The organism is Sporosarcina contaminans, assembly GCF_042679045.1.
GTDB classification, from domain to species: Bacteria; Bacillota; Bacilli; order Bacillales_A; family Planococcaceae; genus Sporosarcina; species Sporosarcina contaminans.
The window spans coordinates 1-10458 of the sequence record NZ_JBHTLT010000094.1; the positions used below are offsets into that span (position 1 = coordinate 1).

General features: G+C 42.5%; 12 protein-coding genes. 1 reads left to right on the forward strand and 11 read right to left on the reverse strand.

Going from position 1 to position 10458, the window contains the following annotated elements:
* Nucleotides 1–79: 79 nt before the first annotated feature.
* From rlmN to ACFQ38_RS12140, 10 genes are all read right to left on the reverse strand, one after another.
* The gene (gene rlmN / locus ACFQ38_RS12095; protein ID WP_381481145.1) at nt 80–1153 is read right to left on the reverse strand and encodes a 23S rRNA (adenine(2503)-C(2))-methyltransferase RlmN; all 1074 of its coding nucleotides are present in this window, start codon (nt 1151–1153) and stop codon (nt 80–82) included.
* 483 nt (nt 1154–1636) lie between these two features.
* A complete protein-coding gene (locus ACFQ38_RS12100) occupies nt 1637–1828 on the reverse strand; it encodes a hypothetical protein (RefSeq protein WP_336822161.1) in 192 nt (63 codons plus the stop codon).
* A 33-nt stretch (nt 1829–1861) separates the two neighbouring features.
* Entirely contained in the window at nt 1862–2953 is a 1092-nt protein-coding gene (gene hisC, locus ACFQ38_RS12105) for a histidinol-phosphate transaminase (RefSeq protein ID WP_381481147.1), read from the reverse strand.
* Nucleotides 2946–3578 carry a bifunctional phosphoribosyl-AMP cyclohydrolase/phosphoribosyl-ATP diphosphatase HisIE gene (hisIE, locus tag ACFQ38_RS12110; RefSeq protein WP_381481149.1) on the reverse strand — a complete coding sequence of 211 codons (633 nt, stop codon included), beginning with the start codon at nt 3576–3578 and terminating at the stop codon, nt 2946–2948. The genes hisC and hisIE overlap by 8 nt, the downstream gene beginning before the upstream one ends.
* Nucleotides 3575–4339, reverse strand: a complete 765-nt coding sequence (gene hisF, locus ACFQ38_RS12115; RefSeq protein ID WP_381481151.1) for an imidazole glycerol phosphate synthase subunit HisF — start codon at nt 4337–4339, stop codon at nt 3575–3577. Before hisF ends, hisIE begins: the two co-directional genes overlap by 4 nt.
* Entirely contained in the window at nt 4336–5052 is a 717-nt protein-coding gene (gene hisA, locus ACFQ38_RS12120) for a 1-(5-phosphoribosyl)-5-[(5-phosphoribosylamino)methylideneamino]imidazole-4-carboxamide isomerase (RefSeq protein ID WP_381481153.1), read from the reverse strand. The genes hisF and hisA overlap by 4 nt, the downstream gene beginning before the upstream one ends.
* A gap of 12 nt (nt 5053–5064) precedes the next feature.
* Complete coding sequence (gene hisB / locus ACFQ38_RS12125) at nt 5065–5649, reverse strand: imidazoleglycerol-phosphate dehydratase HisB (RefSeq protein ID WP_381481155.1); 585 nt, start codon at nt 5647–5649, stop codon at nt 5065–5067.
* Nucleotides 5650–5651: 2 nt separating this feature from the next.
* On the reverse strand, nt 5652–6926 hold the full coding sequence (gene hisD, locus ACFQ38_RS12130; RefSeq protein ID WP_336822155.1) for a histidinol dehydrogenase: 1275 nt from the start codon (nt 6924–6926) through the stop codon (nt 5652–5654).
* Complete coding sequence (gene hisG, locus ACFQ38_RS12135) at nt 6923–7558, reverse strand: ATP phosphoribosyltransferase (RefSeq protein WP_381481157.1); 636 nt, start codon at nt 7556–7558, stop codon at nt 6923–6925. The genes hisD and hisG overlap by 4 nt, the downstream gene beginning before the upstream one ends.
* Nucleotides 7515–8762, reverse strand: coding sequence for an ATP phosphoribosyltransferase regulatory subunit (locus ACFQ38_RS12140; RefSeq protein ID WP_381481159.1), 1248 nt, complete (start codon nt 8760–8762; stop codon nt 7515–7517). Before ACFQ38_RS12140 ends, hisG begins: the two co-directional genes overlap by 44 nt.
* 93 nt (nt 8763–8855) lie before the next feature.
* On the opposite strand from ACFQ38_RS12140, the gene ACFQ38_RS12145 reads away from it, so the two are divergent.
* Entirely contained in the window at nt 8856–9650 is a 795-nt protein-coding gene (locus ACFQ38_RS12145) for a histidinol-phosphatase HisJ family protein (RefSeq protein ID WP_381481161.1), read from the forward strand.
* A 38-nt stretch (nt 9651–9688) separates the two neighbouring features.
* On the opposite strand, the gene ACFQ38_RS12150 is transcribed toward ACFQ38_RS12145, so the two are convergent.
* Nucleotides 9689–10183, reverse strand: a complete 495-nt coding sequence (locus ACFQ38_RS12150; RefSeq protein ID WP_336822151.1) for a YdcF family protein — start codon at nt 10181–10183, stop codon at nt 9689–9691.
* Nucleotides 10184–10458 lie beyond the last annotated feature (275 nt).

Sequence of the window (10458 nt, forward strand, 5' to 3'; positions counted from 1 at the left end):
CGGCGGAAAGCGTCCGCCCTGTAGCGCAAATCAACATTACTCAGCGGTATCTAAATAAAAGGGTGACGTGCAAATCACATCACCCCAACATTTGATTTAGAACCTTTTTTATTTGCTTGCTTCGCAATTGACCACAAGCTGCATCAATATCCGTGCCATGTTCCAAGCGCACGCCACAGTTAATGCCTTTCTTTTTCAACGTTTCATAAAACACCTTAATATCTTCAGACTTGCTTCTCCGATACTGGTCATGCTCGTCGACAGGATTATACGGAATCAAGTTCACATATGACAAGTGACGTTTGTTTTGTAGCAACTTCGCCAATTGCAGGGCTTCTTCAACATGGTCATTGACGTCTTGAAGCATAATGTATTCAAATGTAATTCTTCGATTTTTTGATTCCAAATAATAATCGATCGCTTCCATCAATTTTTCGATTGGATACGCCTTATTAATTTTCATAATTTGTGTTCTCAGTTCATTATTCGGTGCATGGAGCGATACAGCCAGGTTAATTTGAATATCTTCCTCAGCGAATTCGCGAATTTTGGGAGTGAGACCGCTCGTTGATACTGTTATATGACGCGCTCCAATTGACAATCCTTTTTGGTCGTTGACGACACGCAAGAAATTCATCAAATTCGTGTAATTATCAAATGGCTCGCCAATCCCCATGACAACGATATGGCTGACACGATCACCGTTACCTGCCTCATCAAGATGCTGCTGCACTTTCATAATTTGGCCAACTATCTCTCCTGCATCCAAATCACGGCTCTTTCTTAATAATCCGCTCGCACAGAAGCTGCAGCCAATATTGCAGCCGACTTGTGTTGTCACACAAACCGAATAGCCATACGGGAACTTCATTAGCACCGTTTCAATCAAGTTGCCGTCCATCAATTTAAATAAGAACTTGATCGTTCCATCTTCAGAAACTTGCTTAACTGCTTGCTCTAATGTTTGAATTGTAAAGTTCTCTTCCAATAGCTGGATACATTCTTTATTTATATTCGACATGTCCGCAAACGATTGAACTCTCTTTTTATAAAGCCAATCCCAAACTTGCGCAGCACGAAACTTTTTTTGTCCTTGATCCATCAACCATTCCGTCAGTTGATCTAACGTCAATCCGTAAATTGATTTTTTCATGTCAATTCCTCACTTATCAGATTTGCATTCAGTCAGTATAGCATAATGAAGTGGATATGGAAAGCTGCGAGTTGAATGGCTTGCTTACTCTATGCGTAACTTCCTAATGATTTTTTCAAGCTACAAGCGATGCCTCGTGTTTCGGACCGTTTTATCAGCAGTCACCTATCATTTCAAGTACAGCTTGAATCTGGTGCATTCAAACCTTCCTTCCAAATAAAAAACTACAGCTCAGCTTGTTGACAAACGCTCGCATACTGTGAATCGAACAGCGAAGGGTTCGATTTGCCGTATTTCTGTGTTCTTTGCAGAAATTAAGGCACCTCTAGGACGTGGCGTTCTTAGGTTGCCTTCCTTGGCAAGCGTCTTCAAGCCAAGATAGGAAAACCCCTATCTCATGACTACAAACCTTAAAAAGACTGTAGACAAAGTGAAAAAGTACTCAGTCTACAGTCTGAAACTGCAGCTATATAAGCATGCAGTTCATTTTCCATTTCTATTCTGTTCCGCCATTGCGCGATCCTGTTTGATCTTCATTGTTAATACAAAAACATTCATCAACGTCAGAACAGTGAACATTATCGCGATGCCTGTTTGGCCTTTCGAAAAACGGTCAATTGCAAAATAACCTAAAAAGATAATTAACGCTACGTCTATGAACTTTGGAAAATTCATTCAAATGCAACCCTTTCCATTGAACTGCTCTCATTATAGCAGTTTTTGAACAGACAAGGCGCCTATGTTTTTAAGATGCAGCTGCAACCGTTCATACAGAATAGCCATTTGGTCGTTGGTACCAACAGTAATCCTTAAGTATCGCTCGATCCTCGGACTGTTAAAGTGACGGACTAAAATTCCATCATTCTTCAAGCGCACCGACAATTCCTCTGCATCAGCTGTTAGATGAGTAGCGAAAAGGAAATTCGTTTGAGATGGGAGCACATCGAACCCTAATTCCGTCAAACGTTTTTTCGCTTGTTCTCTCGTTACTAAAATTGCTCTCCTCGTCTTCTCGAAATAGACCTGATCTTTAAACGATGCTTCCGCTGCAACCATTGCGAGCCGATCGATCGGATAGGAATTAAAAGAATCCTTGACACGGGTTAACGCTTCCATTAAAGACGGATGACCGATTGCAAAGCCAACACGCATTCCTGCCAACGATCTTGATTTGGACATTGTCTGAACGACTAAAAGATTGTTATATTTGCGAATAAGTCCGACCGCAGAAGCGCCTGCAAAGTCGATATACGCCTCATCGATCACAACTACCCGCCCTCGATTCTCTTCCACAATATGCTCGATGTATTTTAGGTCTATATATAAACTTGTTGGGGCATTCGGATTTGGAAAAATAACACCGCCTTCCGATTGATAAAAAGATTCTATCGGCAAAGTAAAATCCTCATTTAAAGGAACTGCCTCATAAGGAATATTAAAAAGCTTTGCATATACTGGATAAAAGCTATAGGTTATATCCGGGATACGAATTGTCCGGCCCGGCTCAAAAAATGCCATAAAGGAAAATGCGATCACTTCATCCGAACCGTTTCCGACGAACACTTCATCATCTTTAACACCATAATAATCCGCTATTGTACTGCGCAGCCGATCTGCAGTCAGTGATGGATAAAGCCGTAAAGCATCACCAGTCTCTCCTCTAATGGCTTCAACTACAGATGGGCTTGGAGGATACGGGTTTTCATTCGTATTCAATTTGACTGTATCCGCTCTATTTAACTGCTCTCCTGGAATATAAGGCATCGCTCGCTTAGCCATACTGCTCCAAAGCTTAACCATTGCGCACCGCTTCTTTCTTCGTCCTTCTCTCCCTTAAGACTGCTTTCACATCTTCAATTGTTACACCGGAAATTTCCATTAGAACGAGCGAATGGTAAAGCAAGTCCGCTATTTCGTTGGATAGCTCGGACTTGTCGCTATTTTTCGCTCCGATGATAACTTCTGCCGACTCTTCTCCAATCTTTTTCAGCACTTTGTCAATGCCTTTTAGGAATAAATACGATGTGTAAGATCCTTCAACAGGGTTCTCCTTGCGGTCTTTTATTTCATCAGCAATCTCATGGACGACATTGCGGATCGAACGCCCCTCGCCGTATAGCGGTGTATAAAAACATGACGTCTTTCCTGTATGGCAAGCTGGCCCGATCGGTTCAACTTCCAGTAAAATTGCATCCCGATCGCAATCAACCGAAATCCTCTTGACGACTTGCCGATTGCCCGATGTTGCTCCTTTATGCCATAGTTCTTGCCTCGACCGGCTGAAAAAATGAGATTCCCCTGTCTCAACTGTCTTCTTCAGTGCTTCGTTGTTCATATAGGCTAACATTAGCACTTCACCGGTACGTACGTCTTGCACGATTGCCGGTATGAGCCCATCGTTATGAAACTGAACATTTTCCATCATACATCCACCTTATCTGCAACGCTGTCATTTACCAAAAATGTCTTTAAATCATTTAAATTAATTTCATTGAAATGAAAAACCGAAGCTGCTAGCGCTCCTGCCGCCTTGCCTTCTGTGAACGCTTCTTGGAAGTGTTCCATTTTACCTGCGCCACCACTTGCAATGACGGGAATATCGACTGCTTCTGCAATCGCCTTTGTCAATTGCAAATCATATCCTTCCTTCACACCATCTTCATCAATACTGTTTACAACAATTTCACCTGCTCCTAAACGCGCTCCTTCTTTTGCCCATTCGATGGCATCCAAACCACTCTCTTTCATACCGGCTTGAGCAAAAACATGCCACATGCCTTCCCCTGTCCTTCTTACATCCATTGATAAAATGATCTGTTCCGAACCAAAACGTGCAGCTGCCTCTTTAATAAGTTCCGGATTTTTAAGCGCTGCGCTATTAATGGATACTTTATCGGCTCCAGCATTCAACGCTGCTTCAATATCCGTTACTGCCCGAATACCGCCCCCTACAATAAAAGGAATCGGCACTTCCGCTGCGATTTCTGCAATCAGATCCAAAAACATGCCGCGGTTTTGGACAGTTGCTGAAATGTCGTAAAACACCAATTCATCCGCACCATTCGCAACATACTTTTTCGCCAAAGAAAGAGGATCAGCAATTTCCTTAACGCCTAAAAAATTCTTGCCCTTTACGACTTTGCGATTGTCAATGTCCAAACATGGGAGTATTCGGTTTACAGTCATTTCATTCCAACCTCCAGTACTGATCGCAATGCGATTTGTTGTTCATATAGGGCTTTCCCGATAATTGCACCATATAGTTCCATCTCTTTCAGCTTTACAATATCCTGTTCTGATGAAACGCCGCCAGATGCGATCAAATTGACATTTGCTTCTTCATTCATAATCTGCAGTTCATTGAAATTCGGTCCAGACAGCATTCCATCCTTCGCAATATCTGTGTAGACAACCGTTTGAACGCCTGCTGCGGCTAACTTCATCAAAAGGTCTACAGCTTTTACTTCACTGACATTACGCCATCCATCCGTCGCAACGTACCCATTTCGGGCATCAATTGAAACAGCAATCCGATCGCCATATTTCCGAACAGCATCTTCAACGAACTGCGGATTTTTAATAGCTGCAGTTCCGATAATGACCCTGCTCACTCCTAAACGGATCAAAGCATCGACCCGTTCCATCGTTCGGATGCCACCACCTACTTGAACAGGAATATTTACTTTTTGAAGAATTTGCTCGATCGCTTTCCGATTTATGAATTCTCCGGTTTTCGCGCCGTCCAAATCGACGACATGTATCCACTCCGCCCCTTGTTCTTGCCACTCTAACGCCATTTTTTCTGGTGCGTCATGATAAATCGTTTCTCGATCATAGTCTCCTTGAATGAGTCGGACACATTTGCCGCCTCTCACATCGATTGCCGGAAATAAAATCATTTCTTTTCCCCCTTATAGCACTCCTTTTGTCGATGGAACACCTTTCCTATGAGGATCATTAGTGCTTGCGATCCGCAAAGCTCTTCCGACTCCTTTGAAAATCGATTCAATAATATGGTGGCTGTTCTTTCCATACTTCAAATTAATATGCAACGTTACACCTGCATGTCTCGTGAACGCCAAGAAAAACTCCTCCACCAACTCTGTATCGAATTGACCGACCTTCTCCTTCAAGCCATCCACGTTGTAATGAAGGTATGGCCTGCCGCTAATATCGAGAGAGACCGCAGATAAAGCCTCATCCATCGGCGTAGTCACAGTCGCATACCTTTCAATCCCTTCTTTGCTGCCAATGCTTCGCTGAAACGCCCGCCCTAATACGATACCGACATCTTCCACTGTATGGTGCTGATCTACTTCAAGATCTCCATCGCAAACAACGGTCAAATCAAACCGTCCATGACTCGCAAACAAAACGAGCATATGGTCCAGAAAACCTACCCCTGTCCGAATATTCGTCTGGCCGGTGCCATCGATCGAAAAAAAGAGTTCAATTGACGTCTCCGCAGTTTTTCTCGCAACGCTATGTTGTCTCATTTTCATCCACCCTTACGTATGCTTATTGAATTCGCATGCCCTGCTAATCCTTCCGCTGCAGCCAATTGCACAACGTCCTCCGCAACGATGTTAAAAGCCTCATTTGTAAAATGGATTATGCTTGATCTTTTTACAAAATCATAAACGCCCAACGGAGATGAAAATGCTGCTGTTCCACTTGTCGGCAACGTATGATTCGGTCCAGCCATATAATCCCCTAACGCTTCAGGCGAGTAATTTCCTAAAAAAATCGCACCTGCATTGCAAATTTTAGGCAATAGCTCCATCGGCTTGTTAACCATTAGTTGCAAATGCTCGGGGGCAATGTCATTCAATAGCTGCAAGCTCTCTTCAATAGAGTTCGTAACGATAATTCTTCCCTGAGCCTCAATTGACGATGCCGCAATTGAGGCTCGTTCTAAATTTAGCAACTGCTTTTGCACTTCATTGGAAAGCTTATGCGCAAATTTCTTATTCGTTGTAATGCATATAGCAGTAGCACGCTCATCGTGTTCCGCTTGAGAAAGCAAATCAGCAGCTACGTATTCTACCTTTGCCGTTTCATCTGCTACTATACAAATCTCGCTTGGCCCTGCAATCATATCGATCGCCACATCACCAAATACCCATTTTTTCGCTCGGGCAACATATGCATTTCCTGGCCCTGTAATTTTCATCACTCTTTCTATACTTTCTGTTCCATATGCCAATGCCGCGATCGCCTGTGCACCGCCCATTTTATATACCCGATCGACCCCGGCTTCTTTCGCTGCGACCAAAACGTATGGATTCACTTTGCCATCCGGCTGCGGAGGGGTGGCAATGACAATTTGCTCAACTCCTGCAATTTTTGCAGGCAACGCATTCATTAACACGGTCGAGGGATACGCCGCCTTGCCCCCAGGAACGTAAATTCCGACTCGCTCGATCGGTGTCACTTGCTGCCCTAATAGAACCCCGTCTTTTTCTCCAATAAACCATGAGCGTTCTTTCTGTTCGAAATGAAATGCAGTAATTCTTTCCTTTGCCCGCCGAATCGCAGTACGAAAAGATTCTGAGACAGCTTCATTCGCTTCGATGAACTCATTTTCCGAAACTACAATTTCTGTTAGCAGCACACCGTCAAACTGTTCAGTATAACTATGTAGAGCAGCATCACCCTTTTTCCTCACATTTTCAATGATCGAAAGGACAGTACGATCCAACTCAAAATCTACATCTTGGCTGCTCTTCAGTTTACATTCCTTTAAAAACGTTTCAGTATCGATCACTCTCATATGCGAACCTCCAGCCCTGCATATAAATGTTTCATAAACTGCTGAATTTCATCCGTCTTAATTGCATAGCTCGCTTTATTGACAATCAGCTTTACACTTATATCTACAATATCCGCTAAAACAGTTAAGCCGTTTTCTTTCAATGTCGTTCCTGTTTCAACGATATCGACAATGACATCCGCCATACCTATGAGCGGTGCCAATTCTACTGAACCATTGAGCTTAATGATGTCCGTACGTATATTCATTTCTTCAAAATAAGCTTTCGCTACATTCGGATATTTTGAAGCAACTGATAGATAGGAAGATTCCGTTATTTCAGCGCCTACAAAGCCCGCTACGGATAATTTGCATTTACCAATACCAAGATCCATTAATTCATACACTTCTTTCGGATCTTCCATTAAAACATCTTTTCCGACCAAACCGATATCAGCTGCTCCTTTTTCCACGTATGTTGGCACATCGACCGCTTTTACAAATATCAATTTGATATGCTTACGATCATCCGTAAACAAAAGCTTGCGACTCTCATTATGATAGTCGGGAAAATACAACCCTGTCCGCTCGATTAGCTGAATCGCCTCGTCAGCGACTCTCCCCTTTGCCATTGCGATCGTCAACAGTTTCATATAAAACGTCCCCTTCCACTTTTAACAATGCCAATAAATCATCCAATTTGTAAAACATGATTTCTGTTTCACGATGTTTGATAAAATTCCCACCAGACGTAAGCCGAACGTAATTGCTTGATTGACAATTTATGAAACGCTCCTTCTCAACGGAAACGGATAGCACCCGGTATCCTAATTTGCGCAACGTATCTGCTATATGTATAGCGTCTTCCAATTTGACTGAGTCATAAACAAGGAACAGATCGACATTATGAGAGTTACTACTTTCCTTACCTCCTAACGCCTCAACAATCGACTCAACTTCGCAAGCAAACCCGATTGCAGGAAGGTCCGCTCCGAATCGATTTCCTAAAAAGTCGTAACGACCGCCCATTAACACCGGCTTGCCGTATTGCTCCACAAATCCTTGAAATAGAATCCCCGAATAATAATGCATATAATTGATCAAACCGAAATCAATCGTCAAATCGTCCTTCCATCCATACAAAGATAGGAGCCGGTATACTTCTTCAAGATACGAAAGCGTTTTTGCCATTTCTTCTGTAAGAGGAAGATTCCATGCCTTTTTTAAAACATCTTTGGGCTTGCCGTACAAAAAGGGGATTTGTTCAATTGCTATTTTTTTCTCTTCCACTAACCCAAGTTTGTCTAATAACAGGCTAATTTCAGTGATATTCTTTGCCTGTATGAACTCCTTTATTTGACGATTTTCCAAGTCAGTCAATCGCAAACCGCTCAGCAACTCATTAAAAAACACCGTATGCCCGATTTCTATTTTCATTTCTGTAAAAGATAATTCCTTTAATGTGTGCAGTGCCAACGCGATCGTTTCTGCATCCGCTTCCGGTGAGCTTTCACAAAAATACTCAACTCCAGCCTGCGTCTTTTCAATTTTCCCGTCCTTATTGAAAGGCTTCCGGAATACTTCCTGTAAATAATAAAAACGGTGCTCACTTGTCAGCCGATCATTGCCATGAGACAATTCTTTTGTAATCGGAATCGTGACATCTGGACGCAAAACGAGTACTTCTCCATCTGAATCGATTACTTTCACCATATCTTTGCGATTTACAAAACTATCTGCGTCTTCATAAAGCTCATACGGTTGAAATGCGGCTGTTTTCATTCGGCGATAGCCATATTTCGAGAATTGGTCGCACATCAATTCCGAGACTCGCTCAAATGTTTCGTCTATTTTCATTTCATTCACCCACTTTCTCACTTTACTACGCTAAAGTTATAAAGTACTATAAATCTATTCTTTTAATTTGTCAACTGATAGGGGGATTTTTACATGTTTGATTATCACATGCATAGCGCTTTTTCTGCGGATTGCCGCGCAGAAATGGAAGAGATGGTGAAAGAGTCTATTACAAAGGGGTTGTCGGAAATTTGCTTTACCGAGCATATTGATTATGATTATCCCGATGACGATTTTGTTTTTGATATTGATAAGCGGTCGTATGCAAGAAAAATTAACGAATTGCAGCAACGCTATGACGGGCAGATCCGCATTAAAAAAGGAATAGAAATTGGAGTCCAGCCTCATATTTTAGAGCGTTATGAAGATTTATTGAAAATGGAACGGTTTGATTTCATCATTTGTTCGATGCATACAGTGGAGAGAAAAGGGTTGCATTACGGGGAGCTGTTTAAAGGAAAAACAATTGACGAAGCGTTCCAAGCATATTATGAAGAACTTCTTTATTGCGTCAAGAACTTTGAAGACTATTCTGTGTTGGGCCATGTTGACCTTATTAAACGATATGCGAAGGAACGGGCAAGCCATCCTTTCCATGAACTGTTGCAAAGCATTTTTGAAACGATCATTCCTTTAGGTAAAGGGATCGAGTTAAATACGTCCGGCGTTCGCTACGGGTTATCTCACGGATTACCAAGCGAAGACGTCTTGAAATTGTACAAGCAATGCGGCGGAGAAATCATCACGTTAGGATCGGACGCCCATAAACCCGAGGACATCGCTTTCCAATTTAAAGAATCGATTGATTTGCTGAAGTCTATCGGATTCCGTTATATTGCTACCTTTTCCAATCGAAAACCGCAGTTTCATCCGATCGATCAATTATAAAAAAATCCGCCTTTGTTCGCATCGAACGAAGGCGGAATTTAATGTCCGACTACATACGTTTTCATTAAAGCGAGCCGCTCGCGTATTTCATGTTTCCCTTTCGTACTAAGAGGCGTTTTGGCAGGGATCACATCTGCGGACAGTCCAATGGAATCGGCAAGCCACTTCGCCCTCGCCAAATGGAAATCGCTTGAAATAATTGTGATATCCTTGACACCCTTTGGCAGCAATTCTTTTGAGTAAGTTAAGTTTTCATATGTCGAAGTCGAATTCGTTTCCAATAAAAGACGCTCTTCTGAAATACCATTACCCGTCAAAAACCTTCGCATTGCCTCTGCCTCGCTAATTCCTTCATCAGGACCTTGCCCACCAGACAGAACAAAGATGACATCCGGATGCTTTTCTGCATACGACAGTGCCGCTTCCAAACGATATTGCAAAGTGAGCGATGGTTTTTCTCCGTTCACTTTTGCACCTAAAACAATGGCATACTCATTCGTACCGTCAGCGACCGGAGACTTTCCCGATTCCATCCAGCGTCCTGTTAGGATGTAGCAAAATACAGCTATGAAACAAATAATTCCGATGCTGAACCACATCTTTTTACGTATCAACCTTATCACCTATTTTTCTTATTCATAAAAAAGGACTCAGTAAAGAGATGGAAAGTTCCAATAGAAAACCTCCCTGCATGACGGGAGGTTTCAGCTTGTTGACAAACGCTCGCATACTGCGAATCGAACAGCGAAGGGTTCGATTTGCCGTATTTCTGCGACCTTTGCAGAAATTAAGGCACCTTTACGACAGC

Coding starts and splice junctions, on each gene's coding strand:
- hisB (WP_381481155.1), bottom strand. CDS start 5,649: ATGAGACAACATAGCGTTGCGAGAAAAACTGCGGAGACGTCAATTGAA.
- hisC (WP_381481147.1), bottom strand. CDS start 2,953: ATGGTTAAGCTTTGGAGCAGTATGGCTAAGCGAGCGATGCCTTATATT.
- ACFQ38_RS12150 (WP_336822151.1), bottom strand. CDS start 10,183: ATGGAATCGGGAAAGTCTCCGGTCGCTGACGGTACGAATGAGTATGCC.
- hisIE (WP_381481149.1), bottom strand. CDS start 3,578: ATGATGGAAAATGTTCAGTTTCATAACGATGGGCTCATACCGGCAATC.
- hisD (WP_336822155.1), bottom strand. CDS start 6,926: ATGAGAGTGATCGATACTGAAACGTTTTTAAAGGAATGTAAACTGAAG.
- hisF (WP_381481151.1), bottom strand. CDS start 4,339: ATGACTGTAAACCGAATACTCCCATGTTTGGACATTGACAATCGCAAA.
- hisA (WP_381481153.1), bottom strand. CDS start 5,052: ATGATTTTATTTCCGGCAATCGATGTGAGAGGCGGCAAATGTGTCCGA.
- ACFQ38_RS12100 (WP_336822161.1), bottom strand. CDS start 1,828: ATGAATTTTCCAAAGTTCATAGACGTAGCGTTAATTATCTTTTTAGGT.
- ACFQ38_RS12145 (WP_381481161.1), top strand. CDS start 8,856: ATGTTTGATTATCACATGCATAGCGCTTTTTCTGCGGATTGCCGCGCA.
- ACFQ38_RS12140 (WP_381481159.1), bottom strand. CDS start 8,762: ATGAAAATAGACGAAACATTTGAGCGAGTCTCGGAATTGATGTGCGAC.
- hisG (WP_381481157.1), bottom strand. CDS start 7,558: ATGAAACTGTTGACGATCGCAATGGCAAAGGGGAGAGTCGCTGACGAG.
- rlmN (WP_381481145.1), bottom strand. CDS start 1,153: ATGAAAAAATCAATTTACGGATTGACGTTAGATCAACTGACGGAATGG.